19 protein-coding genes are annotated in these 25,697 nt (G+C 69.1%); 11 read left to right on the top strand and 8 right to left on the bottom strand.

Features of this window, described 5'->3' with window-relative positions; all coding sequences use genetic code 11:
- Positions 1-134 precede the first annotated feature (134 nt).
- From M673_RS23845 to M673_RS22015, 7 genes are all read right to left on the bottom strand, one after another.
- Complete coding sequence (locus tag M673_RS23845) at positions 135-485, bottom strand: formate dehydrogenase subunit delta (RefSeq protein WP_082640017.1); 351 nt, start codon at positions 483-485, stop codon at positions 135-137.
- A complete protein-coding gene (gene fdhF / locus M673_RS22040) occupies positions 482-3,355 on the bottom strand; it encodes a formate dehydrogenase subunit alpha (protein ID WP_061978875.1) in 2,874 nt (957 codons plus the stop codon). The genes M673_RS23845 and fdhF overlap by 4 nt, the downstream gene beginning before the upstream one ends.
- 12 nt (positions 3,356-3,367) lie before the next feature.
- Entirely contained in the window at positions 3,368-4,957 is a 1,590-nt protein-coding gene (locus M673_RS22035) for a formate dehydrogenase beta subunit (RefSeq protein ID WP_061978874.1), read from the bottom strand.
- Positions 4,954-5,439: a formate dehydrogenase subunit gamma gene (locus M673_RS22030; RefSeq protein ID WP_061978873.1), complete on the bottom strand. Its 486-nt coding sequence runs from the start codon at positions 5,437-5,439 to the stop codon at positions 4,954-4,956. The genes M673_RS22035 and M673_RS22030 overlap by 4 nt, the downstream gene beginning before the upstream one ends.
- Before the next feature lie 63 nt (positions 5,440-5,502).
- Entirely contained in the window at positions 5,503-7,149 is a 1,647-nt protein-coding gene (locus M673_RS22025) for an OFA family MFS transporter (RefSeq protein ID WP_061978872.1), read from the bottom strand.
- Positions 7,150-7,282: 133 nt separating this feature from the next.
- Positions 7,283-8,200: a LysR family transcriptional regulator gene (locus M673_RS22020; RefSeq protein ID WP_061978871.1), complete on the bottom strand. Its 918-nt coding sequence runs from the start codon at positions 8,198-8,200 to the stop codon at positions 7,283-7,285.
- 334 nt (positions 8,201-8,534) lie between these two features.
- Complete coding sequence (locus M673_RS22015; protein WP_061978870.1) at positions 8,535-9,920, bottom strand: helix-turn-helix domain-containing protein; 1,386 nt, start codon at positions 9,918-9,920, stop codon at positions 8,535-8,537.
- A 125-nt stretch (positions 9,921-10,045) separates the two neighbouring features.
- Between M673_RS22015 and M673_RS22010 the strand changes: the two genes are divergently transcribed.
- From M673_RS22010 to M673_RS21995, 4 genes are read left to right on the top strand one after another with little or no spacing between them, the layout of a single operon-like run.
- Positions 10,046-11,572, top strand: coding sequence for an acyl-CoA carboxylase subunit beta (locus M673_RS22010; protein ID WP_061978869.1), 1,527 nt, complete (start codon positions 10,046-10,048; stop codon positions 11,570-11,572).
- Between the two features lie 25 nt (positions 11,573-11,597).
- The gene (gene mce, locus M673_RS22005; RefSeq protein ID WP_061978868.1) at positions 11,598-12,017 is read left to right on the top strand and encodes a methylmalonyl-CoA epimerase; all 420 of its coding nucleotides are present in this window, start codon (positions 11,598-11,600) and stop codon (positions 12,015-12,017) included.
- Entirely contained in the window at positions 12,004-14,178 is a 2,175-nt protein-coding gene (gene scpA, locus M673_RS22000) for a methylmalonyl-CoA mutase (protein ID WP_061978867.1), read from the top strand. The genes mce and scpA overlap by 14 nt, the downstream gene beginning before the upstream one ends.
- A gap of 11 nt (positions 14,179-14,189) precedes the next feature.
- On the top strand, positions 14,190-16,202 hold the full coding sequence (locus tag M673_RS21995; protein WP_061978866.1) for an acetyl-CoA carboxylase biotin carboxylase subunit: 2,013 nt from the start codon (positions 14,190-14,192) through the stop codon (positions 16,200-16,202).
- A gap of 33 nt (positions 16,203-16,235) precedes the next feature.
- On the opposite strand, the gene M673_RS21990 is transcribed toward M673_RS21995, so the two are convergent.
- A complete protein-coding gene (locus M673_RS21990) occupies positions 16,236-17,219 on the bottom strand; it encodes an AraC family transcriptional regulator (RefSeq protein ID WP_061978865.1) in 984 nt (327 codons plus the stop codon).
- Positions 17,220-17,356: 137 nt separating this feature from the next.
- On the opposite strand from M673_RS21990, the gene M673_RS21985 reads away from it, so the two are divergent.
- From M673_RS21985 to M673_RS21955, 7 genes are all read left to right on the top strand, one after another.
- Complete coding sequence (locus tag M673_RS21985) at positions 17,357-19,039, top strand: acyl-CoA synthetase (protein ID WP_061978864.1); 1,683 nt, start codon at positions 17,357-17,359, stop codon at positions 19,037-19,039.
- Complete coding sequence (locus tag M673_RS21980; protein ID WP_061978863.1) at positions 19,036-19,803, top strand: SDR family NAD(P)-dependent oxidoreductase; 768 nt, start codon at positions 19,036-19,038, stop codon at positions 19,801-19,803. Before M673_RS21985 ends, M673_RS21980 begins: the two co-directional genes overlap by 4 nt.
- 46 nt (positions 19,804-19,849) lie before the next feature.
- Positions 19,850-21,040, top strand: coding sequence for an acetyl-CoA C-acyltransferase (locus tag M673_RS21975; protein ID WP_061978862.1), 1,191 nt, complete (start codon positions 19,850-19,852; stop codon positions 21,038-21,040).
- Positions 21,040-22,167, top strand: a complete 1,128-nt coding sequence (locus M673_RS21970) for an acyl-CoA dehydrogenase family protein (RefSeq protein WP_061978861.1) — start codon at positions 21,040-21,042, stop codon at positions 22,165-22,167. Before M673_RS21975 ends, M673_RS21970 begins: the two co-directional genes overlap by 1 nt.
- A gap of 8 nt (positions 22,168-22,175) precedes the next feature.
- Positions 22,176-22,949 carry an enoyl-CoA hydratase-related protein gene (locus M673_RS21965; RefSeq protein ID WP_061978860.1) on the top strand — a complete coding sequence of 258 codons (774 nt, stop codon included), beginning with the start codon at positions 22,176-22,178 and terminating at the stop codon, positions 22,947-22,949.
- Between the two features lie 49 nt (positions 22,950-22,998).
- Entirely contained in the window at positions 22,999-24,075 is a 1,077-nt protein-coding gene (locus tag M673_RS21960) for an enoyl-CoA hydratase/isomerase family protein (RefSeq protein ID WP_061978859.1), read from the top strand.
- A 119-nt stretch (positions 24,076-24,194) separates the two neighbouring features.
- Positions 24,195-25,250, top strand: a complete 1,056-nt coding sequence (locus tag M673_RS21955) for a substrate-binding domain-containing protein (RefSeq protein WP_061978858.1) — start codon at positions 24,195-24,197, stop codon at positions 25,248-25,250.
- The last annotated feature ends 447 nt before the right edge of the window (positions 25,251-25,697 follow it).

The raw sequence follows: 25,697 nt of genomic DNA, 5'->3' as shown, positions 1-25,697 counted from the left end.
TCGCACGGGGTCGGCACGCCTCGATCAGCGGCTCCGCATCAGACCATTGCTCTTCGCTCAGCATCCCGGCTTTCCCGTTCGTGAAAAGCCAACGACGTAGAGTCGGACTCAGGCGCCAACAGACCCCGGAGGATTCAGCCGGCGTCGGCGCCCGGCTTGGTGCCGACCGAGATGCCGCCGGCTCGCTCCAGGGCGCGCTTGGCGGCTTTGGGCGGGCGGGCGCGCAGGGATTCCAGGCCCTCGCGGGCGAGGGGGCGCAGGCCCGCGCCGTCCGCCGCGTCGAGATGGGCGAGGATCGTGTCTCGCATGCGCGGCGTCCAGAAGGCGGCGACATGGTCGGCGACGCCCAGCGCGCCGGGCTCGTGCGCCTGCGCCTCGAAGAAGCGCGCCACCTGGTTCAGCATGGAGACGAGCTTTTCGGCCTCGCTCGGTCCCGTCTCGTGCGCTCCGGTCTCGTCCGATCCCGCTTCGTGTGGCGCGCTCATTCCGCCGGCTCCGCCTGGGCGACGCGGCGCGAGCGCTCCGCGAAGCTGTTGTAGTGCTCCTGCCAGTCGCTCGGCCCGTTGGAAGGCGAGACCTGAACGGCGGTCACCTTGTATTCCGGGCAGTTGGTGGCCCAGTCCGAATAGTCCGTCGTCACGACGTTGGCCTGCGTCAGCGGATGGTGGAAGGTCGTGTAGACGACGCCCGGCGCCACGCGGTCCGTGATGCGCGCGCGCAGGCTCGTGTCGCCGGCCCGGCTCGCCACCTTGACGAAGGCGCCCTCGCGGATGCCCCGCTCCTCGGCGTCGTGCGGGTGGATTTCGAGGAGATCCTCCTCGTGCCAGAGCACGTTGTCCGTGCGCCGCGTCTGCGCGCCGACATTGTACTGCGACAGGATGCGGCCCGTGGTGAGCAGAAGCGGGAAGCGCGGGCCGACCTTCTCGTCGGTCGGCACGTATTCCGTCACCACGAAGAGGCCCTTGCCGCGCACGAAACCTTCCATGTGCATGAGCGGCGTGCCGAGCGGGGCCTTTTCATTGACCGGCCATTGCAGGGACTCGGTCTCCAGGCGCTCGTAGGACACGCCCGAGAAGGTAGGCGTCAGCGCCGCGATCTCGGCCATGATCTCGGACGGATGCGCGTAGGCCATCGGCAGGCCGAGCGCGTTGGAGAGAAGCTGCGTGATCTCCCAGTCGGCATAGCCGTTCTTGGGTTTCATCACGCGTCGCACGCGCTGGATGCGGCGCTCGGCATTGGTGAAGGTGCCGTCCTTCTCCAGGAAGGTCGAGCCCGGCAGGAAGACATGGGCGTGGACCGCCGTCTCGTTCAGGAACAGGTCCTGCACCACGACACATTCCATGGCGGCGAGGCCCGCCGTGACATGGCGCGTGTTGGGGTCGGACTGGAGAATGTCCTCGCCCTGGATGTAGATGCCCTTGAACTCGCCGGCGACCGCCGCGTCCAGCATGTTGGGAATGCGCATGCCCGGCTCGTCGTCGAGCTCGACGCCCCACATGGTCTCGAACAGGGCGCGCGCCGTGTCGTCGGACACGTGGCGATAGCCCGACAGCTCGTGCGGGAAGGAGCCCATGTCGCAGGCGCCCTGCACGTTGTTCTGCCCGCGAAGCGGGTTCACGCCCGCGCCGCGACGGCCGATATTGCCGGTGGCCATGGCGAGGTTCGCGATGGCCATGACCGTGGTGGAGCCCTGGCTGTGTTCGGTGACGCCGAGCCCGTAGTAGATCGCCGCCCGGCCGCCCGTGGCGTAGAGACGTGCGGCGGCGCGAAGGTCGGCCGCGGGAACGCGGGTCATCGGCTCGCTGGCTTCCGGCGAGCGCGCGGGGTCGGACACGAACTCCGCCCAGGCCGCGAAGGCCTCCAGATCGCAGCGCGCGCGCACATACTCCTCGTCCACCAGCCCTTCGGTGACGATCACATGCGCCATGGCGGTGAGAACGGCGACGTTGGTGCCGGGGCGCAGCGGCAGGTGGTGCGCGGCTTCCACATGCGGCGTGCGCACGAGGTCGATGCGGCGCGGGTCGATCACGATCAGCTCCGCGCCCTCGCGCAGTCGCTTCTTCATGCGGCTGGCGAAGACCGGATGCCCATCGGTCGGGTTGGCGCCGATCACGAGAATGACGTCGGATTCTTCGACGGAATCGAAGTCCTGCGTGCCGGCCGAGGTGCCGAGCGTGGTCTTCAGCCCGTAGCCGGTCGGCGAGTGGCAGACGCGGGCGCAGGTGTCGACATTGTTGTTGCCGAAACCCGCCCGGATCAGCTTCTGGACGAGGAACGTCTCCTCGTTGGTGCAGCGGGACGAGGTGATGCCGCCGACCGCGTTGCGCCCGTACTTCTCCTGGATGCGGCGGAACTCGGACGCCGTGTGGGCGATCGCCTCCTCCCACGACACTTCCTGCCAGGGATCGGAGGTCGAGGCGCGGATCATCGGCTTGGTGATGCGCTCGCGGTGGTTGGCGTAGCCATAGGCGAAGCGGCCCTTGACGCAGCTATGGCCGTGATTGGCCTTGCCGTCCTTCCAAGGCACCATGCGCACCAGCTCCTCGCCGCGCATCTCGGCCTTGAAGGAGCAGCCGACGCCGCAATAGGCGCAGGTCGTGACCTTGGAATGCTCGGGCACGCCGATCGCCACCACCGACTTTTCCATCAGCGTCGCGGTGGGGCAGGCCTGGACGCAGGCGCCGCAGGACACGCATTCGGAGGAGAAGAAGTCCTGCCCCTGGCTGGGCGAAACGCGGCTGTCGAAGCCGCGCCCGGCGATGGTCAGCGCGAACGTGCCCTGCACCTCCTCGCAGGCCCGAACGCAGCGCGAGCAGACGATGCATTTGGACGGGTCGTACTGGAAATAGGGGTTGGAGAGGTCCTTCTCCATGAAGAGCGGGTTCGCCTCGCCATGCTCGTGGGCATGGACGTGGTTCTCGCCGTGCTGGCCGTAGCGCACCTCGCGCAGGCCGACTTCGCCCGCCGTGTCCTGCAGCTCGCAGTCGCCATTGGCCGAGCAGGTCAGGCAGTCCAGCGGGTGGTCGGAGATGTAGAGTTCCATCACGCCCCGGCGCAGCTTGGCGAGCCGGTCGGTCTGCGTGTGGACCACCATGTTGTCGGCCGCCAGCGTGGTGCAGGAGGCCGGCGTGCCGCGCAGCCCTTCCACTTCCACGAGGCACATGCGGCAGGAGCCGAAGGGCTCCAGCGAGTCGCTCGCGCAGAGCTTGGGGATCTTGGTGCCCATCAGGCTCGCGGCGCGCATCAGGCTGGTGCCCGCCGGCACGGTGACGCTTTCGCCGTCGATCGTCAGCGTCACCATCTTCTCGGAGCGGCGCTCGGGTGTGCCGTGGTCGGTCTCGTGAACGAGCGACATGCCGTGTCCTCCTCAGTTCGCCGTCTGGAGCGCGGCCGGGAGCGGCCGCGCGTCGAGATCGAAGTCTTCGCGAAAATGCGTCATCGCGCTCATGACGGGGTAGGGCGTGAAGCCGCCGAGCGCGCAGAGCGAGCCGAACTTCATCGTCTCGCAGAGGTCGGCCAGGAGATCGAGCTCGGCCCTGGCGGAGCGCCCGGCCTCGCGCGCGGCGAGCACGCGGTCCATCGTCTCCTGCCCGCGCACCGCGCCGATGCGGCAGGGCGTGCACTTGCCGCAGCTTTCCGCCGCGCAGAACTCCATGGCGAAGCGCGCCATATGCGCCATGTCGACCGTGTCGTCGAACACGGTGATGCCGCCATGGCCGATCAGCCCGTCCTTGGCCGTGAAGGCCTCGTAGTCGAAGGGCGTGTCGAAGAGCGAGGGCGGGAAATAGGCGCCGAGCGGGCCGCCGACCTGCACCGCGCGCACCGGCCGGCCCGAGGCCGTGCCGCCGCCGATCTCGTTGACGAGTTCGCCCAAGGTGATGCCGAAGGGCACTTCCACCAGGCCGCCATGGCGCACATTGCCGCCGAGCTGCACCGGCATGGTGCCGCGCGAGCGTCCGAGACCCAGCCGCTCGTAGGCCTCCGGCCCTTCGGCGAAGATCGCCGGCACGGCGGCGAGCGAGAGGACGTTGTTGACCACGGTCGGCCTGCCGAACAGGCCCTTCAGCGCCGGCAGCGGCGGCTTGGCGCGCACGATGCCGCGCTTGCCCTCGATCGAGTTGAGAAGCGAGGTTTCCTCGCCGCAGACATAGGCGCCGGCGCCGACGCGCACCTCCATGTCGAAGGCCAGCCCCGAGCCACCGACCGAGCTCCCGAGCCATCCGGCGCGGCGCGCTTCGACGATGGCGTGCTCCATCGCCTCGATCGCGTGCGGATATTCCGAGCGGATATAGATATAGCCATAGGTCGCGCCGACGCTGACGCCCGCGATCGCCATGCCCTCCACGAGGCGGAACGGATCGCCTTCCATGGTCATGCGGTCCGCGAACGTACCGGAATCGCCTTCGTCGGCATTGCAGACGACATATTTCCGGTCGGCCGATGCCATGCGCACCGTGTCCCACTTGATGCCCGTGGGAAAGCCCGCGCCGCCGCGCCCGCGCAGCCCGGAGGCGGCGACGGTCTTGACCCTTTCCTCGGCGCTCATGGCGAGCGCCGCTTGGAGCCCGCGCCAGCCGCCATGGGCGCGATAATCGCTTTCCGAGCGCGGATCGACGATGCCGCACAGCGCCATGGTGGAGCGCGTCTGGCGAGCAAGGAACGGATGCGCCTCGGGCCGCCCGATGCGCAGCGGATGCGCGCCGCCCTCGAACAGGCCCGCCGCGACCAGCGCGGCGACGTCCGCCTCGCCAACAGGGCCGTAGCCGATGCGCCCGTCCGCCGTCTCGACCTCGACCAGCACTTCCAGAAAGTGCATCCCGCGCGAGCCGGTGCGCACGATCTCGACGGCGCGCCCCGCTTGCGCTGCGGCCTGCGCGATGGCGCTCGCCACCTCGTCGGCGCCGACCGCGAGAGCCGCGGCGTCGCGCGGCACGAAGACACGAACCAGCCCGTTCATCGCACGGCCTCCCCGAGAAGCGTCGCCAGTCGCTCGGCCGACAGGCGGCCATGGATCTTGCCGTTCACCATCGCCGCCGGGGCGACGGAGCAGAGGCCGAGGCAGTAGACCGGCTCCAGCGTCACCGCGCCGTCGCCGCTGGTCGCCTTCATGGGCACGCCCAGCAGTTCCTCGGCCCGGGCCTGGAGCGCCCGCCCGCCCGCCGCCTGGCAGGCCTCGGCCGAGCAGAGCTTGACCACGGTGCGGCCCGCCGGCTGGCGGCGGAAGTCGTGATAGAAGGTGAGAACGCCGTGCACATCGGCGCGCGACAGGTTGAGCGCTAGCGCGATCACCGGCACGGCGGCGTCGTCCACCATGCCGAACTCGCCCTGCACCTCGTGCAGGATCGGCAAGAGCGCGCCGGGCCGATCCTTGTGGGCGGCGATGATCTCGTCCAGCCGCTCTCGGTCGAAGGGAACGGAGCGTCGCGCGGAATCGAGCATGGGTGATCTCCCGAATATCGAAAGGCCGGCGCCACGAGGGGCGGCGCCGGCGCGACTTGATCGTCAGAACAGGGCTGCGGCCTTCTGCAGCGTGATGAAGACGCCCCAGAGAAGCGGCAGGGCGATGATGCCCCAGGCCAGAAGCGCCGCGCCGCTGAAGCCGCCGCGCCCGATGCCGTAGTCGCCGCCCGCCGGGGCCGCGCCGACCAGCGTCGGCTTCGAGGCGCCCTTGCCCTCCTGGCGCATCTGCCATTTCTGCGCGACGGGGCGAACGAGGAGATTGGCCACGAAGCCCACCGCCAGAAGCGCGGCGACCGTCAGGAAGATCGGCTGGTACACCGTCTCGCGCGGCACGCCGGCCGCGATCTGCCGGTCTCGGATCGTGCCGGTGATGAGACCGCCGAAGACGCCCGCGAGCGACCAGGCGGTGAGCAGCCGGCCATGGATGGCGCCGACGAACTTGGTGCCGAACACGTCCGCGAGATAGGCCGGCACGGTGGCGAAGCCGCCGCCATACATGGAGGCGATCACGCAGAACGAGGCGACGAACACGAACAGAAGGCCGCCGGAAGCGCTGAGCGGCAGCAGGGCGGCATAGATCGCAAGGCCGAGCGCCAAGATCACGGCATAGGTGGTCTTGCGGCCGAGCCGGTCGGAGAAGGAGGCCCAGAAGAAGCGCCCGCCGATGTTGAACAGCGACACGAGGCCGACGAAGCCCGCGCCCACGGCGGCGGCGGCGGCGCGCTGCTCGGGCGTGAAGTCGAGGAAGCGGACGCCCTCGGCCCCGATCAGCCGCCCGGCGAAGATTTCTTGCAGCATGGGCGAGGCGACGCCGATGATGCCGATCGAGGCGGAGACGTTGGTGAGGAGCACCACCCAGATCAGCCAGAACTGCGGCGTCCTGTGCGCGTCCTTCAGGTGCACGTCGCCGGTGGCGATCATGCGGTTCTTCGCCTCGGCGGGCGTCCAGCCAGCGGGGCGCCAGTTCTCGGGCGGCACGCGGTATCCCAGCGCGCCGGACACCATGAACACGAAGTAGACGGCGGCGAGCACCAGGAACGTCTGCCACACGCCGACGCCCTCAGGGCTGGCGAAATGGCGCATCAGCATGTCGGCGAGCGGTGAGCCGATCATCGCGCCGCCGCCAAAGCCCATGATCGCCATGCCGGTCGCCATGCCGCGACGGTCCGGGAACCATTTGATGAGCGTGGAGACCGGCGAGATGTAGCCGAGCCCGAGGCCGATGCCGCCGATAATTCCTGAACCCAGCCACATCAGCCAGAGTTGGTGGAGGTAGATGCCGAGCGCCGAAATCACCATGCCGCCGCACCAGCACACGGCCGACACGAGCCCGGCCTTGCGCGGACCGGCCCGCTCCAGCCAGCCGCCCCAGATGGCGGCCGAGGCGCCGAGCACCACGAAGAACAGCGTGTACATCCAAAGAAGGTCCGACACGCGCCAGTCGCACGTTGTCGTGAACAGGGCGGTCGTCAGGTTCATACCGTCGCAGGTGACGGACTGCGACACGCCGATGGCGCGCGACAGCGGCAGCCAGAACACCGAGAACCCGTAGGCCATGCCGATACACAAATGGATGGCAAGGGCGCAGGGCGGGATCAGCCAGCGGTTGAAACCGGCCTTCGCGACGGTGTTTTCCCGCTCCAGAAAGCCGGCTTTGGCTGGACGCGACACATCGGCTGCGGAACTCATGAACCCTCCCAGGACACGCGGAGCCACGACCTCGCGATCGTGTTTCTCCTGACAGACGAGGGTGTTGCGAAACTTAGAATGAGTCAAATGCAGCCGGATCGATCGTTGATAGAGCGCCTCTATCAAAAATCGCTCAGCGTGTGTCCCGCAGCGGCTCGATCTGGCGGCGGAACTCGGCCGAGCGTACGCAGGAGAGGATCGCGCGCGTCAGCGCCGACATCGGATGGCGATCGAGCACGACGAGCCCCACGGCCTGGGGCGGCGAGGGATCGTCGAAGGGCAGGACCAGGATCGAGGGATCGCGCTCGGCCGTGCGGGCCTGGGGATGGGGCAGGATCGAGGACAGGCCGCCCATGCGCACCATCGAGAGAAGCGCGGTGTAGGAATTGGCGGTGGCGCGCGGGCGCATCTCGACGCCGACGCGGGTCATCTGCGCGTCGAGAATGCGCCGGTTCTGCATGTCGCGCGTGAGAAGGCAGAGCGGGGCCGAGGCCGCCTCGGCCCAGGAGATGGACGAGCGGCCGGCGAATTCGCCGTCGGCCGGCGTCGCGAAGCGGTAGCGCTCCTCGTAGAAGGTCCAGCTGATGACGCCCGACAGCGGCTCGCTTTCCAGATAGGTAATGCCGCCGTCGATATCGTGCGCATGAAGCGCGCGCTCGATCTCGCGCGAGGTCATGGACAGGATCACCGGCTGAAGATCGGGATGGTCGATCGCCAGAACCGGCGGGATGGCACCCGCCGCCGGCATGGCGGCCGGGATGACGCCGAGGCGCAGCCGCCCGGACAGGCCGATGCCCGGCCGGCCGGCTGCGCGCAGCATTCCGTCGCAATCGTGCAGCATCTGCTGCGCCCAGGGCAGGGCCGCCTCGCCCTCGGCCGTCAGCCCGACGAAGCGCCGGTCGCGCCGCACCAGTTCCACCCCGAGCAGGGTCTCCAGCGAGTTGAGCCCGGCCGAGAGCGTCGGCTGCGACACGCCGCAGCTTTCCGCCGCGCGGCGGAAATGGCCGACGCGCGCCAGGGTGACGAAATACTGGAGATGTCGGATCTGCATCGGGGCTCCGCGAAGGCAGGGGGCCGAACCCGCGCCGCGCGCAGGCTAGTCGTCGCCCGGCCGAGGGGCAACGGGTGGGGAGCGGTGGCTGCGGGAAATGGCGGGGCCCGGCTCGCACTCGGCCCCTTGACCCGTTCGGGTGAGGACCCATCCCGACTTGATGGGCGAGCAATGGGCGTCAAACTCGCCCGCATGACCCAACCCCTCCGCAGCCCGACGGGCTTTCGCCTCGCCTTCTGGATCGCCTCCGCCTTCTGGCTGGGCCTCGCGATCGTTCTGTCCCTCGCCTGACGGATCGGGCCTTATACCCCGTTTCATACCCTTACTGCGCGCGTCAGCGGAACGTGTAGGGCACGGGACCCCTATGGTCGGAATCGAGCTGGATGTCGGCGGCCGCGGGCGGAAAGGCCCGCTGGTCGCAGTCCTGGCGCGGGCAGATGCGGCAGGACGATCCGATCGGCGTCGGGGTGCCGTTGGTGCCGATCGCGTCGGCATAGACGAAGTCGGCGGCATGCGCGATCTCGCAGCCGATCGCCACGGCGTAGCGGCGCGGGGGGCGCGCGAAGCTGGAGGAGGGCTTCACCAGCCCCTTGGCCATCGAGAGGTAGCGAATGCCGTCGGGCATCTCGGCGAGCTGCACCAGGATGCGGTCGGGAATGGCGACGGCCTCGTGCACGATCCAGAGCGGGCAGGCGCCGCCGAAGCGCGCGAACTGGAGCGCGGTGGCGGAATGGCGCTTGGTGATGTTGCCCGCCATGTCCACGCGGCAGAAGAAGAACGGCGTTCCCGCCAGGCCCGGCCGCTGCAGCGTGGACAGCCGGTGACAGGTCTGCTCGAAGCTGGTGCCGAAGACGCGGCGCAACCGGTCGATGTCGTGCCGTAGTTCCAGCGCCGAGTCGCGAAAGCGCCGGTAGGGCATCAGGATGGCGGCGGCGGCGTAGTTCGTCAGGCCCGTCGCCAGAAGCTCGCGCGCCGGGCCGAGCGAGCCGGCAATCTCCCCGATCCTTTCCTGGAAGTCGAGGCGGGCGAACTGATAGGCGATCTGGAAGGTCTGGGTTTCCGGCGTCTGGTGCGGATCGATGCGAAGGGTCTTCGTGGCGGCGTCGAAGCTGCGCAGCGCGTCGCCCGCAGAGGCCTGCGCCCGGACGCGGACGCCGTGGCGATCCAGAAGCAGGCGCTCCAGCCCCGGCGCCATCGGCCCATCGATCGCCTCGGCGATCTCCTCCGCCGCCCGGTCCAGCGCGTCGACATAGTTCCGCTCGGAATGGAACCAGTCGCGCACGCGCTCCCAGGGCAGCTGCGAGCGCGGGCCCTCGCTCGTGTCCACCCGGTCGTCGAGAACGCGCAATTGATCCTGCGTCCGGCGATAGGCGGCGTAGAGCGCGGCGAGGCGGCGGGCCAGAAGCGGCTGGCGGTGAACGGCGCGCCGGGCCGTGTCAGGCGAAAGCACGCCCTCGACGCTGGGATCGCCGGCGGCCTCCAGGACGTCGATCAGCAGCGCGGCCTCGTCGTCCCCGTCGATCGCCGCCCAGTCGGACGGGAAGGCGGCGGCGACCGCCGAAAGCACGGCCGGCGTCACCGGCCGGTCGCCGTTCTCGATCTGCGAGAGATAGCTGACGGAAATGCCCAGCCGCTCCGCCATCGCGGCCTGGCTTTGCGCCCGGCCGTTGCGCAGCGCCCGGATACGCTCCCCGATGAAACGGGGCGCGAGCTTCTTCATGGGAGGGGTGCTTCGCTGTTTCGATCCGGCAATTATGCAAACATGGCTTTTGCAGCTTTGCAACATCGCAGTTGCGGCGCAACCTGGCTTTCCCTCAACTGCGTTGGTTCCGAGGGAGGCCTGCCATGTCGTCGACCATTCACGAACTCGAGCGCCGCCGGGCCGCCGCGCGCCAGGGCGGGGGCGAGCGGCGCATCGCCGCCCAGCACGCCAAGGGCAAGCTGACCGCGCGCGAGCGCCTGGACGTGCTTCTGGACGAGGGCTCGTTCGAGGAGCTCGACATGTTCGTCGAGCACAATTGCACCGATTTCGGCATGGAGCGCGAGATCGTGCCGGGCGATGGCGTGGTGACGGGATCGGGCACGATCGACGGCCGGCTCGTCTTCGTCTTCAGCCAGGACTTCACCGTCTTCGGCGGCTCGCTGTCGGAGCGCCACGCGCAGAAAATCTGCAAGATCATGGACATGGCGCTGAAGGTCGGCGCGCCCGTGATCGGGCTCAACGATTCGGGCGGCGCGCGCATTCAGGAGGGTGTGGCCTCGCTCGGCGGCTATGCCGAAGTGTTCCAGCGCAACGTGCTGGCGTCGGGCGTCGTGCCCCAGCTCAGCCTCGTCATGGGCCCGTGTGCGGGCGGGGCGGTCTACTCGCCGGCCATGACCGACTTCATCTTCATGGTGAAGGATTCCAGCTACATGTTCGTCACCGGGCCGGACGTGGTGAAGACGGTGACCAACGAGATCGTCAGCCAGGAGGATCTCGGCGGCGCCATCACCCATACGACCAAGTCCTCGGTTGCCGACTGCGCCTTCGAGAACGACATGGAGGCGCTGCTCGCGGCGCGCGACTTCGTCGGCTTCCTGCCCGCGTCCAACCGCTCCGGCGTTCCCGAGCGGCCGACGGCCGATCCGTTCGACCGGCTGGAGCCGAGCCTCGACACGCTGATCCCCCCTTCCGCCAACCAGCCCTACGACATGCGCGAGCTCGTCGCCAAGACGGTGGACGAGGGCGAGTTCTTCGAGATCCAGCCCGGCCATGCCGGCAACATCATCGTGGGCCTCGGCCGCGTGGAAGGGCGCACGGTCGGGATCGTCGCCAACCAGCCGACGGTGCTGGCCGGCTGCCTCGACATATCAGCCTCCAAGAAGGCCGCGCGCTTCGTGCGCTTCTGCGACGCGTTCGAGATTCCGATCGTGACCTTCGTGGACGTGCCGGGCTTCCTGCCGGGCGTGGGCCAGGAGCACAACGGCATCATCAAGCACGGCGCCAAGCTGCTCTTCGCCTATGGCGAGGCGACGGTCCCCAAGATCACCGTCATCACCCGCAAGGCCTATGGCGGGGCCTACGACGTCATGGCCTCCAAGCATCTGCGGGGTGATCTGAACTATGCCTGGCCGACGGCCGAGATCGCGGTGATGGGCGCCAAGGGCGCGGTGGAGATCATCTTCCGGGGCAGGAGCCCGGAGGAGATCGCCGAGCGCACGGCCGAATACGAGCGCCGCTTCGCCAATCCTTTCGTCGCGGCGTCCAAGGGCTTCGTGGACGAGGTCATCATGCCCCACTCGACGCGTCGGCGCATCGCGCTCGGGCTTCGCAAGCTGCGCGGCAAGTCGCTCCAGAACCCTTGGAAGAAGCACGACAACATCCCGTTGTAGGAGCAGAAACGTGGGAGGAACCGGGATGGCGTTGGGACGCTTGAACCATGTCGGCGTGGCGACGCCCTCGATCGCGCAAGCCGTGGAGCACTATGCCAAGCTCTTCGGAGCCGCAGCCATCGGCGCGCTCTTCGATCTGCCCGAGCAGGGCGTGAAGGTCTGCTTCGTGAATGCGGGCAACACGCAGATCGAGCTGATCGAGCCGCTGGACGACGCTTCGCCGGTCGCCGGCTTTCTCGAGCGCAACCCGGCCGGCGGGCAGCATCATCTCTGCTTCGAGGTGGCCGATCTCGATGCAGAGATCGCCGATCTTACCGCGTCCGGCGCGCGGCTGCTGGGGAGCCCGCGCATCGGCGCGCACGGCACGCGGATCGTGTTTCTTCACCCGCGCGATATGGGCGGCGTGCTGGTCGAACTGATGGAGGCGCCCGATGGCGGACACTGAACGCCCCACCCCGGCCGACTGGCGCAAGGCAGCCGAGCGGGAGGTGAAGGGCCGCGACCTCGACTGGAAGACGCCCGAGGGCATCGTGGTCAAGCCGCTCTACACCGCCGAGGATATGGCGGGCTGGAACCCCGGCCTGCCGGGGTTCGCGCCGTTCACGCGCGGCGTGCGCGCCTCGATGTATGCCGGGCGGCCCTGGACGATCCGCCAATATGCCGGCTTCTCGACGGCCGAAGCCTCCAACGCCTTCTACCGCCGCAATCTCGCGGCCGGGCAGAAGGGCCTGTCGGTCGCCTTCGACCTCGCCACCCATCGCGGCTACGACTCGGACCACCCCCGAGTGGTCGGCGATGTCGGCAAGGCGGGCGTTGCGATCGACACCGTCGAGGACATGAAGATCCTCTTCGACGGTATCCCGCTGGATCAGATGTCGGTGTCGATGACCATGAACGGGGCGGTGATCCCGGTGCTCGCCTTCTTCATCGTGGCGGGCGAGGAGCAGGGCGTGCCGCGCGCCCGGCTCGACGGGACCATCCAGAACGACATCCTCAAGGAGTTCATGGTCCGCAACACCTATATCTACCCGCCCGAATCCTCCATGCGGATCGTCTCCGACATCTTCGCCTATACCAGCCGCGAGATGCCGAAGTTCAACTCGATCTCGATCTCGGGCTACCACATGCAGGAGGCGGGGGCGACGCAGCTCCAGGAGCTCGCCTTCACCATCGCCGACGGCATGGAATATGTCCGATACGGCGTCGCCTCGGGGCTCGACATCGACGCCTTCGCCGGGCGCCTCTCCTTCTTCTTCGCCATCGGCATGAACTTCTTCATGGAGGTGGCCAAGCTGCGCGCCGCGCGCGTTCTCTGGCACCGGGCGATGACCGAACTCGGGGCAAAGGATGAGCGCTCCAAGATGCTGCGCACCCACTGCCAGACCTCCGGCGTCTCGCTCACCGAGCAGGACCCGACCAACAACGTGATCCGCACCACGATCGAGGCCATGGCCGCGATGCTGGGCGGCACGCAGTCGCTGCACACCAACGCGCTGGACGAGGCGATCGCGCTGCCGACCGAAACCTCCGCCCGCATCGCCCGCAACACGCAGCTCGTTCTCCAGGAGGAAACGGGCATGACCAAGGTCGTCGATCCGCTCGGCGGCAGCTACTACGTGGAGAGCCTGACGAAGGCGCTGGTGGACGGCGCCTGGGAGCTGATCGAGCGCATCCGCCAAGAGGGCGGCATGGCCAAGGCCGTGGCTTCGGGCTGGCCGAAGGCGATGATCGAGGAGGCCGCCGCCGCCAAGGCCGCGCGGGTCGATCGCGGCGAGGACGTGATCGTCGGCGTCAACCGCTATCGGCTGGAGACCGAGGCGCCGATCGACATCCTCGACGTCGACAACCACGCCGTGCGCGAGGCGCAGGTGGCCCGCATCGAGCGGGTCAAGGCAGAGCGCGACCCGCAAGCCGTGGCCGCCGCGCTGGAGGCCCTGCGCGAAGGCGCGAAGGGAGAGGGCAATCTCCTCGAACTTGCGGTGGCGTGCGCCAGGGCGCGCGCGACGCTGGGCGAGATTTCCGGCGCGATGGAGGACGTGTTCGGCCGCTTCGACACCAGCCCGAGGCCTGTGAAGGGCATCTATGGCGGCGCCTACGAGAACGATCCGCGCTGGACGCGCCTCACCGACGCCGTCGCCTCCACCCGGCACCGCCTCGGGCGGCGCCCGCGCATGCTGGTGGCCAAGATGGGGCAGGACGGGCACGACCGGGGCGCCAATCTCGTGTCCTCCATGTTCGGCGATCTCGGCTTCGAGATCGTGCCCGGCCCGCTGTTCCAGACCCCGGCGGAAGCGGCGGTGCTGGCGGTCGAGAAAGACGTCGACATCGTCGGCGCCTCGTCGCTCGCGGCCGGGCACAAGACGCTGATCCCCGATCTCATCGCACGGCTGGCGGAGGCGGGGCGGTCCGACATCAAGGTGATCGCCGGCGGCGTCATCCCCGCACAGGATTATGACGAGCTGCGCCGGGCCGGCGTCTCCGCCATTTTCGGCCCCGGCACCAATCTCATGGAGGCGGCGGCCGAGGTGCTGCGCCTTCTCGGCCACAACATGCCCCCCGCCGAGGATACCACCGACCGGCCCAATGGCCGCGATGCAGCAGAATAAAGGCTTCCCCCGTGTTTCGTAAAATCCTCGTCGCCAATCGCGGCGAAATCGCCTGTCGCATCATGCGCACCGCCCGGCGCATGGGCATCGCCACCGTCGCGGTCTATTCCGACGCCGACGCGCTGGCGCCCCATGTCGCCATGGCCGACGAGGCGGTGCGCCTCGGCCCCGCGCCGGCGGCCGAGAGCTATCTCCGGGCCGACCTGATCCTCGCGGCCGCGCGGGCGACGGGGGCGGATTGCATCCACCCCGGCTACGGCTTCCTGTCGGAGCGCGAGAGCTTCGCCCGCGCCTGCGAGGAGGCCGGCATCGTCTTTGTCGGCCCGCCGCCGGGCGCGATCGCCGCCATGGGCGACAAGATCCAGTCCAAGAAGCTCGCCGCCGCCGCGGGCGTCAATGTCGTGCCCGGCTTTCTCGGCGAGATCGCGGATACGGACGAGGCCGTGCGCATCGCCCGCGAGATCGGCTTTCCCGTGATGATGAAGGCCTCGGCCGGCGGCGGCGGCAAGGGCATGCGCCTCGCCTGGAACGAGGTCGACGTGCGCGAGGGTTTCGACGCGGTGAAGCGCGAGGGCCTCGCGAGCTTCGGGGACGACCGCGTCTTCATCGAGAAGTTCATCGAGGAACCGCGTCATATCGAGATCCAGGTGCTGGGCGACAAGCACGGCACGGTCCTCCATCTCGGCGAGCGCGAGTGCTCGATCCAGCGTCGGCACCAGAAGGTGGTGGAGGAGGCGCCGTCGCCCTTCGTGACGCCCGCCATGCGCCGCGCGATGGGCGAACAGGCCGTCGCGCTGGCGAAGGCCGTTGGCTATCATTCGGCCGGCACGGTGGAGCTCATCGTCTCGGGCACGGACACGACGGGGCAGAGCTTCTACTTCCTGGAAATGAACACACGCCTTCAGGTCGAGCATCCCGTCACCGAGTTCGTGACCGGGCTCGACCTCGTGGAGGAGATGATCCGCGTGGCCGCCGGCGAAAAGCTGCGCCTCGCGCAGGACGAAGTCCGGCTCGACGGCTGGTCGATCGAGACGCGCGTCTATGCCGAGGACCCTTATCGCGGCTTCCTGCCCTCCACCGGCCGGCTCGTCCACTACCAGCCGCCCATGGCCGGCCCAGTGGGCGAGGGCGGCGCGGTGCGGGTGGACGACGGGGTGGTCGAGGGCTCGGAGATTTCGCGTTTCTACGATCCGATGATCGCCAAGCTCGTGACCCATGCCCCGACGCGCGAGGCGGCGGCCGATCTTCAGGTCGGCGCGCTGGACCGGTTCCGCATCGAGGGCATCGGCCACAATGTCGATTTCCTGTCGGCCCTGATGCAGCACCCGCGCTTTCGCGCCGGCGCGCTGACGACGGGCTTCATCGCGGAGGAATATCCCGACGGTTTCGCCGGCGCGCCGGCCTCCGACGAGCTCTCGGTTCGCCTCGTCGCCGTCGCGGCCCTGGTGGACTTCCTCGGCCGGCAGCGCAATGCCGGCCTGTCCGGCCAGCTCGGCGGGCCGGTCCCCGCCGAACCGGGGCGCGTGGCCGCGCTGCGAGGCGCCGAGCACGAGACGCATGTCGAGGCGGCGGGGGAGGGGCGCTGGCGCGTCACGGTGGACGGGCGCACGGTGAGCGTGGCCTCCGGCTGGCGCGCGGGCGGCGCCTTGTTCGAGGGCGTGGTGGACGGCGAGCCCTTCGCCTGCGTGGTGAAGCGCCGGCCCGGCATGCTTCTCCTGACGACGCGGGGCGCGACGCATCCCGTCACGATCGGCTCGGCGCGCCATGCGGCTCTGCGCCGGCACATGTTGGAAAAGACGCCACCCGACCTCTCGCGCCTTCTGATCTGCCCGATGCCGGGCCTCCTGACCCAGCTTCACGTCAAGCCGGGCGACAGGGTGGAGGCGGGCCAGATCCTGGGAACCGTCGAGGCGATGAAGATGGAAAACAACCTGCGCGCCGCCAAACCCGCCATGATCGGCGCCGTGCATGCGAGCGTCGGCGAAAGCCTGCCAGCGGACTTCGTGATCCTCGAATTCGAGTGACGGGACCGTGCAGCCCGCTCTCCCAAACTTCCGTCAAGCGCTGTCGCGAAAGGCCGAGGGCGTCATGCCCGTCCATTTGACGAAGGCGCGATGGAAGGCGCTGGGCTCGGCATAGCCGAGGCGCGTGGCGATTTCGGCGACGCTCGCCCGTTTGTCCTTCAGCATCGCCTCCGCCTGCACCTGCCGGATCTCGTCGCGGATGGAGACGAAGCTCTGCCCCTCGCCGCGAAGCCTGCGTCGAAGCGTGGCAGGCGAGAGTTTCATGTCGGCCGCGATCGCCTCGAAGCCCGGCCAGTCCGGCATCGGCACGGCGCGCAGCCGGCTTCGGATGCGGGCGGAGACGCCCTGGTCGTGCCGGTAGCGCAGCAGGATATTGGCCGGCGCGCCGCGCAGGAACAGGCGCAGCGCCTTCTCGTCCCGGATCGTGGGAAGGGCGAGATAGCTCGTGCTGAAGGTCAGGCGGCTGGAGGGCTGGTCGAAATGCACCGGCGCGCCGAAGAACTGGCGATAGTCGTCGCGGTTTTCGGGCGCGGCGCAGGCGAAGTCCACCCGCCGCAGCGCGATCCGCCGCCCGACCAGCCAGCAGAGCACCCCCAGCAGAATGAGCCAGTAGGTGCGGTAGGCGAAGGCCGGGCGGGCCCCGCCCCGGTCGGTCAACACGATTTCCGCCAGCCCCTCGCGCTGGCGCAGCTCGCCCGTCGGATCGTCCAGCACGATGTCGAGAAAGGTCAGGCAGCGCCGCAGCGCGCGCTCCAGCGTTCCGGCGTGAAGCACGGCATGGCACAGAAGGCGAAAGCTGCCGGGCCGCATCGGCCGCGCGCCGAGGCCGAAGAACTCGTCCCCCGACAGGGCGGCGAAACCCAGCCACATCCGCCCATATTGGACGTTCGAGACCGGGTCGGTCGCGCCCGCCCCGATGCCGGCCTCCGCCAGCGCCGCGCGGGGGTCGAACCCGCGCGCGCTGAGGCAGTCCACGGCGTCGTCCACGAAGCCGCGCGAGATCATCTGCCGGTCCATCCCCGCTCCCCCGCGTCTTGTATTTTCGATCATGTTTTTTGGCCGCAGCCGTCATTGTTTGCAAGACGGATTGGGGCAGACTTCGCCAGAACTCGGGGAGACGCCACCGGCGCGAGTTTCGGGAGGACCGGCCAGATATGTTGAACTCGTCCGTTGCCGCCATGCGGCCGACCTATGATGGCGCCGTTTCAGGCTTTCGTCTGGAGGTTGCCGAGGCGGCGCTCCAGGGCGATCTGGAAGGCGGGATCAACGCCTGCGTCGAGTGCTGCGACCGGCATGTCGGCGCCGACCGCGTGGCTCTGCGGTGCCTGTCGATGGACGAGACGCTGAGCGAATACACGTTCGAAGACTTGCGCGATCTGTCCGCCCGGGCCGCGAACGTGTTTGCCGCCAAGGGCGTCGGGGCGGGCGACGTGGTGGCCGGGCTCCTGCCGCGCACGCTCGAACTCGTCGTCACCATCCTCGCCACCTGGCGGCTCGGCGCGGTCTACCAGCCGCTCTTCACCGCCTTCGGCCCGAAGGCGATCGAGCATCGGCTGGCGATGAGCGAGGCCAAGCTGGTCGTCACCAACACGGCGAACCGCCCGAAGCTGGACGAGATCCCCGGCTGCCCGCCCGTCGCGGTGGTTCGCGGCGCGGCGGAGCCGCTGGCGGCCGGAGACCTCGACTTTCGCCAGGCGCTGGCCGATGCCGAGCCGGCGTTTCAGCCGGTCGTCCGCCGGGGCGACGATCTCTTCATGATGATGTCCACCTCCGGCACCACCGGGCTGGCCAAGGGCGTGCCCGTGCCGCTGCGGGCGCTCCTGTCCTTCTCGGCCTATATGCGCGATGCGATCGACCTTCGCGCCGACGACGTCTTCTGGAACATCGCCGACCCCGGCTGGGCCTACGGGCTCTATTATGCCGTGACCGGGCCGCTGATGCTGGGCTGCACGACCCTTCTGGTAGAAGGAGGCTTTGCCGCCGAAAGCACCTATTGGATCATCGATCGGCTGGGCGTCACCAGCCTCGCCGGCTCGCCCACCGCCTTTCGCATGCTGATCGCCGCCGGACCCAAACCCGCCGAGGCCCTGAAAGGCCGGCTGCGCGTCGTCAGCAGCGCGGGCGAACCGCTGAACCCGGAGGTCATCCGCTGGTTCGAGGCCCATCTCGCGGTGCCGATCCACGACCATTACGGGCAGACGGAAACGGGAATGGTGGTGAACAACCATCACGGCCTGTCCCACCTAGTGCGTCCAGGTTCGGCGGGCTTCGCCCTGCCGGGCTACCGGGTCGCCGTCCTGGACGACGACGGGCGCGAACTCGGTCCCAACCGCCCCGGCGTGCTCGCCGTCGACATCGCGCGCTCGCCGCTCATGTTTTTCACCGGTTATTTCCGCCAGCGGACCCCGGCCATCGACGGCGGTTATTATCGCACGGGCGACACGGTGGAGCTGGAGGCCGACGGTTCGATCAGCTTCGTCGGGCGCAACGACGATCTCATCACCTCGTCCGGCTACCGGATCGGACCGTTCGATGTCGAGAGCGCGCTGATCGAGCATCCCGCCGTGGTCGAAGCGGCGGTGATCGGCGTTCCCGATCCCGAGCGCACGGAAATCGTCAAGGCCTTCGTCGTGCTGGCGGACGGGGTGGAGGGCACCCCGGCCCTTGCGGACGAACTGGCCCAGCATGTGAAGCACCGGCTTTCGGCCCACGCCTATCCCCGCGCCGTCGAGTTCCTGCCCGAGCTGCCCAAGACGCCAAGCGGCAAGATCCAGCGCTTCGTGCTGCGCAAGGCGGAAGTCGAAAAGGCGGCCGGGGTGGGGAGTCAGCGAGCATGAACATCGAGAAGAGCGTCTTCCTGATCTCGGGCGCGGGATCGGGCCTCGGCGCGGCGGTCGCGAGAATGGCGGTTTCGGGCGGGGGCAAGGCGCTTCTTCTCGACGTGAACGCTTCGGCGGGCGAGGCGCTGGCGCAGGAGCTGGGCGCCGCCGCGCTGTTCTGCCGGACCGACGTCACGAGTGCGGAGGCGGGCGAAAACGCCGTGCGGGTCGCGCTGGAAAGGTTCGGCCGGGTCGATGTCCTCGTGAACTGCGCGGGCGTCGCGCCGGGCGAGAGGATCGTCGGCCGCGACGGGCCGCATGGGCTGGAGAGTTTCGCCCGCACGATTTCGATCAATCTCGTCGGCACGTTCAACCTCCTGCGGCTGGCCGCCGACGCCATGGCGAAGCAAGACCCCGGCGAAAGCGGGGAGCGCGGGGTGATCGTCAACACCGCCTCCGTCGCGGCCTTCGAGGGGCAGATCGGGCAGGCGGCCTATGCCGCGTCGAAGGGCGGCGTCGCGGCGCTGACGTTGCCGGCCGCGCGGGATCTGGCGCGGCACGCCATCCGCGTTCTCGCCATCGCGCCCGGCATTTTCGAGACGCCGATGGTGGCCGGCATGCCGCAGGAGGTTCAGGACGCGCTGGGCGCGGCGGTTCCCTTTCCCGCGCGGCTGGGTCGGCCGTCCGAATTCGCGGCGCTGGTGCGCCACATCGTCGAAAATCCGATGCTGAACGGCGAGGTCATCCGCCTCGACGGCGCCATGCGAATGCCGCCGCGCTGAGCGGCGCGGGGCCGGATGCACAGGGCTTGGCTGAGGAGAGAGCGGAATGAGCGAACAGGACCCGATCGTCATCGTCGGCGCGGTGCGTACACCGATGGGCGCGTTCCAGGGCGAGCTGGCCGGGCTGGACGCCCCGGCGCTGGGCGCCGCCGCCATCGCCGGCGCGCTGTCGGGGGCGGGGCTCGAGCCCGGCGCGGTGGAGGAGGTCCTCATGGGCTGCGTGCTCTCGGCGGGCCTCGGCCAGGCGCCGGCGCGGCAGGCGGCCCTTGCCGCCGGGCTGCCGCTCAGCGCGGGCGCGACCACGGTGAACAAGATGTGCGGCTCGGGCATGAAGGCGGCGATGCTCGCCCATGACCTGATCCGGGCGGGGTCGGTGGAGATCGCCGTCGCGGGCGGCATGGAGAGCATGTCCAACGCGCCCTATCTCCTGCCCAAGGCCCGCGCCGGCCAGCGCATGGGCCATGGCCAGATGCTCGACCACATGTTCCTGGACGGGCTGGAGGACGCCTACGACCGGGGCCGGCTGATGGGCACCTTCGCAGAGGACTGCGCCGAGGCGTTTCAGTTCACCCGCGAGGCACAGGACGCCTATGCGCTGGCTTCGCTGGAGCGGGCGCGCGGTGCGATCGCGCAAGGGCGCTTCGCCGCCGAGATCGTGCCGGTCAGCGTTCGCGCGGGCAAGGGCGAGGCGACGGTGGCCGAGGACGAGCAGCCCGGCAAGGCGCGCCCAGAAAAGATCCCGACGCTGCGCCCCGCCTTTCGTGAGGGCGGCACGGTGACGGCGGCCAACGCCTCCTCCATCTCGGACGGGGCGGCGGCGCTGGTTCTCATGCGCGCTTCGCAGGCCGAGCGGCGCGGCCTGACGCCGCGCGCGCGCATCGTCGGACACGCGACCTATGCCGACAAGCCGGGCCTCTTCGCCACGGCCCCGATCGGGGCGATGCGCCGCCTGTCGGAGCGAACGGGCTGGGCGCTCCGCGATGTCGATCTGTTCGAGATCAACGAGGCCTTCGCGGTGGTCGCCATGGCGGCGATGCGCGAGCTCGCCCTGCCGCACGAGACGGTGAACGTCCATGGCGGCGCCTGCGCGCTCGGCCATCCCATCGGGGCTTCGGGCGCGCGGGTGATCGTGACGCTCCTGTCCGCGCTCGAACAGCGCGATGGCGCGCGCGGTGTCGCCTCGCTCTGCATCGGCGGCGGCGAGGCGACCGCCATCGCCATCGAAAGGATGAACTGATGCTGCTGAACCAGTTGCAGGAGCAGATCCGCGACGCGGTGCGCGACTTCGCCCAGGCTCGCCTCGCGCCGGGCGCGGCCAAGCGCGACCGCGAGGGGAGCTTCCCCCGCGCCGAACTCGACGAGATGGGCGCGCTCGGCTTTCTCGGCATGCTGGTGCCGGAGGCCTATGGCGGGTCGGAAACCGGTGTCGTCGCCTATGCGCTGGCGCTGGAGGAGATCGCGGCCGCCGACGGCGCCTGCTCCACCATCGTTTCGGTTCATTCCTCGGTCGGCTGCGTCCCGATCCTGCGCTTCGGCACGGAGGAGCAGAAGCGCCGCTTCCTGCCCAACATGGCCTCGGGCGCCTGGATCGGCGGCTTCGCCCTCACCGAGCCGCAGGCGGGGTCCGACGCCTCGGCCTTGCGCACCAGAGCCCGGCGCGACGGCGACGCCTATGTGATCGACGGGGCCAAGCAGTTCATCACCTCCGGCAAGAACGGCAATGTCATCCTGGTTTTCGCGGTGACCGACCCCGAGGCCGGCAAGAAGGGCCTTTCCGCCTTCATCGTGCCGACCGACACGCCGGGCTACACGGTGACGGCGGTGGAGCATAAGCTCGGCCTTCATTCCACCGACACCTGCGCGATCGCCTTCGACGGGATGCGCGTGCCGGCCGAGAACCGGCTGGGGGAGGAGGGCGAGGGCTACCGGATCGCGCTCGCCAATCTGGAAGGCGGGCGCATCGGCATCGCCGCGCAGGCCGTGGGCATGGCGCGCGCCGCCTTCGAGGCCGCAACGACCTATGCAAAGGACCGCCAGAGCTTCGGCAAGCCGATCATCGAGCATCAGGCGATCGGCTTCAAACTCGCCGACATGGCGACCGAGATCGAGGCGGCCCGCCAGCTCGTGCTCCACGCCGCCAGCCTTCGCGACGCCGGCCAGCCCTGCCTGACACAGGCCTCCATGGCCAAGCTTTTCGCCTCCGAAATGGCCGAGAGGGTCTGCTCGGCGGCGATCCAGGTGCATGGCGGCTACGGCTATCTCGCCGACTATCCCGTCGAGCGGATTTATCGCGACGCGCGCATCTGCCAGATCTACGAGGGCACGAGCGAGGTGCAGCGCCTCGTCATCGCCCGCCAGCTTTAGGAGACCCCATGCCGGACTTGATCGACGTCAGCCGCGAGGGCCGGGTCGCGCTGATCCGCCTCAACCGCCCCGACCAGCTCAACGCCTTGAACGCCGCGCTGGCGGGCGAACTGGTGGAGGCGGTGGAAAGCCTCGACGCCGATCGCGGCATCGGCGCGGTAGTGGTGACGGGCTCCGAGCGCGCCTTCGCCGCCGGGGCGGATATTTCCGAGATGGCCGACAAGTCGGCCGAGGAGATGGTAGAGGCCGATTTCTTCGCCGTCTGGGATCGCTTCGCCCGCTGCCGCATCCCCAAGATCGCGGCCGTGAACGGCTATGCGCTGGGCGGCGGCTGCGAACTGATGATGATGTGTGACTTCGCCATTGCCGGGGAAGGGGCCAAGTTCGGCCAGCCCGAGGTGAAGCTCGGCGTCATCGCCGGCATGGGCGGCACGCAGCGCATGACCAAGTTGATCGGCCGCGCCTTGTCGATGGACCTGCATCTGACCGGGCGCATGATGGCGGCCGACGAGGCCTTGCGAGCGGGGCTGGTGGCGCGCGTGGTGCCGGACGCGGAGGTCCTGCCGGCGGCGATGGCGGCGGCGGCCGCGATCGCCGCTTATTCGCGCCCGGCCGTGCGTCTGGCGCGCGAGGCTGTGCTGCGCGCCGAGGACCTGCCGCTGGAGCAGGGCATTCTCTACGAGCGGGCCGTGTTCCACCGCCTGTTCGGCACGCGCGACCAGCGCGAGGGCATGGCCGCCTTCGTGGAAAAGCGCCGCCCGAATTTCCATGACGGCGAATGATCCGTCCGGCAAGGCGCAAGACCCGTCCGGCAGGGTGCAAGGAGTCGAGATGAACGAGCCCGCCCCTGTCATTACCTACACCGAGGGCGCGCTCGGGCGCATCCATCTCAACCGCCCGAAGGCCCTCAACAGCCTGACGCTCGAGATGGTCCACCTGATTGCTAGCGGATTGGATGCGCTGGAGGCGGACGGCGCGATCCGCGCGATCGCGCTTACTGGCGAGGGCGACCGGGCGCTCTGCGCCGGCGGCGACATCAAGATGATCTGGAGTCTGGGCCGCAGCGACCCGGCCGCCGCCATGGCCTTCTGGGCCGCCGAATATCGGCTCAACGCCCGCATCGCCCGGCTGCGAAAGCCCTGGGTCGCCCTGATGGACGGCATCTGCATGGGCGGCGGCGTCGGGCTTTCCGTTCATGGAAGCCACCGCGTCGTCACCGAGCGCACGCGCTTCGCCATGCCGGAAACCCGCATCGGCTATTTCCCCGATGTCGGCGGCACGTTCGCCTTGTCTCGCGCGCGCCAAAACCTCGGGCTGTGGATCGGCCTCACCGGCGCGACGATCGGCGCGGCGGACACGATCGCCGCGGGCCTGGCCGACGCGATGGTCCCGTCCGAACGTCTGCCCGCGCTGCTCGGCCATCTGGCGTCGGGGCGGTCGGCGGACGAGGCCCTCGCGGCCCATGCCGCCGACCCCGGCCCGTCGGAACTCGCGGCCCATGCCGGGCTGATCGAGGCGGCGTTCGGCGCGGGGCGCATGGCCGATGGAATCGCGGTGCTGCGCGAGGAGAGATCGGACTTCGCCCGTGCCACGCTCGCCCATCTCGAACGGGGATCGCCGACCAGCCACGTCCTGACGCTCCATCTCCTGCGCGCGGCCAAGGCCTCGCCCGATCTCGAAACCTGCCTCGACCGGGAATATGCCGCCGACGCGCTGATGCTGGCCGGGCACGACTTCTACGAGGGGGTGCGCGCGGCCGTGATCGACAAGGACGGCGCGCCCCGCTGGTCGCCCGCGCGTCTGGAAGAGGTGGACGAAGCCGCGCTCCTGGCCGCGCTTCACCCGTTGCCCTCGCTTTTCCTCGAACTTGAGAGCGCAGCGCCCTTCGAACCCGGAGAGGCGAGATGAGGCCGGAGCCGGCGTCCTTCGGCTGGGTGGCGCGAACTGCTCGCGCGTTCCGATCGTGTCACGGGCGCAAAGGCGGTATATCGTTGCGTTAGGTTCAAGCGGAAGGACCGTGGCAGGCGATGGCGCGGAGCGCTCTCAAAATCGGAATCCTGATTCCGCGAAGCGGACCTGCGGGCATCTGGGCGCCTTCCTGCGAGGCCAGTGCGCTTCTGGCCGCCTGCGAGATCAACGCGGCGGGCGGCATCCGGGGGCGGGAGGTCGAACTGGTCCTGCGCGACACCGGCGCGAGCGACCGCAGCGCCGTCGAGGCGGCCCTTGCGATCGTCGATCTCGACGCGGTCGACTGCATCGTCGCCATGGTGCCGAGTTCGGCGCGCCAGCCGATCCGAAACGCCACGCGCGGGCGCATTCCCTTCCTCTATACGCCGCAGTTCGAGGGGGCGGAAAACGATCCCGGGATCATCACGATCGGCGAAACGGCGGAAGAGTTGCTGAAGCCCGGCATCGACTGGCTGGCCAGCGAAAAGCGCGCCTCGCGCTTCTTCCTGCTCGGCAACGACTATCTCTGGCCGCAGCGCTCCATGGCCGAGGCGCGGCGCCTGATCGGCGACGGCGGCGGGCACGTCGTCGGCGAGATGGAGGTGCCGTTCGGCCTGGAGGATCACGACCTCGTCCTCTCGCGCATCCGGCGCTCGAAGCCCCATGTCGTCCTGTCCTGGCTCTTGGGGCACGAGGCGATCCTGTTCAACCGGGCCTTCGCCGCCTCAGGGCTGGCGGCCGGCATCCTGCGCTTCAGCACCGCGATCGACGAGACGATCCTCTACGGAATAGGGGCGGACTGCACCGAGAATCTCTATGTCTCCTCGGCCTATTTCTCCAACCTGCGGTCCCGCAACAACGATGCGTTCCTGGAGAAATACCATCAGCAGTTCGGCACGAGCCCCGCGCCGCCCAATGCCTTCGGGGAATCCCTTTACGAGGGGGTGCATTGCCTGAGCGGCCTCGCGGAGGCGGCGGAGAGCCTTCGCTCAAGCGACATCGTGCGCAAACTCGGCCGCTCCGCGCAGAAGCGCACCGCGCGCGGTTTCGAAACCGACGTGGCGACGGGCAATCGGCACCCCATCCACATCGCCGCCGTGGACGGGTTCGACTTCCGCGTGATCGCCAACAGATAGTCCCTCGCGGGCCTCACGAAGCGAGGACGCACGACATGGCGGACGCCTTCGGCCGCCCGAGCGCGGTCGGCCTATGAGCGAACCCGTTCCCGAAGCAGAAACGTCAGCTTCTCCCTCGGCCAAGATCCGGGGTCTGGCGGGCGGATCTCTGCGACAGCCGAATCGACGGGCTGTCTTTAAAGACGGTCTCCGTCTGTTCCAGCTCTCCGTCCGCCAGAAAAGTGTCTGGCGATCGATCCGGTCCTCAAGAGGCCTCGCCGAATTCCCAAACGGGTTCCGAGCGTTAAGTCTTGCCCAGAAGAGATAAGCGATCGTGATTACTGCTTTGTGATAGCCGGGCCGATTGCGGCGGCCGCCGAAAATTGAAAGAAAAAGTCATGTTTCGCGGCGCAAGTTGGAACAGGTCTAAATCGCTCAACTGACGCGGTTTCGTCTTGGTCTGCTTCG

This window comes from Aureimonas sp. AU20 (assembly GCF_001442755.1).
GTDB lineage: Bacteria > Pseudomonadota > Alphaproteobacteria > Rhizobiales > Rhizobiaceae > Aureimonas.
This window is presented reverse-complemented; position numbering and strand designations above follow the sequence as displayed.

Bases quoted from the DNA above. Each gene is read 5' to 3' on its own strand.
- M673_RS23845 (WP_082640017.1), bottom strand. From the start codon at position 485: ATGAGCGCGCCACACGAAGCGGGATCGGACGAGACCGGAGCGCACGAG.
- fdhF (WP_061978875.1), bottom strand. From the start codon at position 3,355: ATGTCGCTCGTTCACGAGACCGACCACGGCACACCCGAGCGCCGCTCC.
- M673_RS22035 (WP_061978874.1), bottom strand. From the start codon at position 4,957: ATGAACGGGCTGGTTCGTGTCTTCGTGCCGCGCGACGCCGCGGCTCTC.
- M673_RS22030 (WP_061978873.1), bottom strand. From the start codon at position 5,439: ATGCTCGATTCCGCGCGACGCTCCGTTCCCTTCGACCGAGAGCGGCTG.
- M673_RS22025 (WP_061978872.1), bottom strand. From the start codon at position 7,149: ATGAGTTCCGCAGCCGATGTGTCGCGTCCAGCCAAAGCCGGCTTTCTG.
- M673_RS22020 (WP_061978871.1), bottom strand. From the start codon at position 8,200: ATGCAGATCCGACATCTCCAGTATTTCGTCACCCTGGCGCGCGTCGGC.
- M673_RS22015 (WP_061978870.1), bottom strand. From the start codon at position 9,920: ATGAAGAAGCTCGCGCCCCGTTTCATCGGGGAGCGTATCCGGGCGCTG.
- M673_RS22010 (WP_061978869.1), top strand. From the start codon at position 10,046: ATGTCGTCGACCATTCACGAACTCGAGCGCCGCCGGGCCGCCGCGCGC.
- mce (WP_061978868.1), top strand. From the start codon at position 11,598: ATGGCGTTGGGACGCTTGAACCATGTCGGCGTGGCGACGCCCTCGATC.
- scpA (WP_061978867.1), top strand. From the start codon at position 12,004: ATGGCGGACACTGAACGCCCCACCCCGGCCGACTGGCGCAAGGCAGCC.
- M673_RS21990 (WP_061978865.1), bottom strand. From the start codon at position 17,219: ATGGACCGGCAGATGATCTCGCGCGGCTTCGTGGACGACGCCGTGGAC.
- M673_RS21985 (WP_061978864.1), top strand. From the start codon at position 17,357: ATGTTGAACTCGTCCGTTGCCGCCATGCGGCCGACCTATGATGGCGCC.
- M673_RS21980 (WP_061978863.1), top strand. From the start codon at position 19,036: ATGAACATCGAGAAGAGCGTCTTCCTGATCTCGGGCGCGGGATCGGGC.
- M673_RS21975 (WP_061978862.1), top strand. From the start codon at position 19,850: ATGAGCGAACAGGACCCGATCGTCATCGTCGGCGCGGTGCGTACACCG.
- M673_RS21970 (WP_061978861.1), top strand. From the start codon at position 21,040: ATGCTGCTGAACCAGTTGCAGGAGCAGATCCGCGACGCGGTGCGCGAC.
- M673_RS21965 (WP_061978860.1), top strand. From the start codon at position 22,176: ATGCCGGACTTGATCGACGTCAGCCGCGAGGGCCGGGTCGCGCTGATC.
- M673_RS21960 (WP_061978859.1), top strand. From the start codon at position 22,999: ATGAACGAGCCCGCCCCTGTCATTACCTACACCGAGGGCGCGCTCGGG.
- M673_RS21955 (WP_061978858.1), top strand. From the start codon at position 24,195: ATGGCGCGGAGCGCTCTCAAAATCGGAATCCTGATTCCGCGAAGCGGA.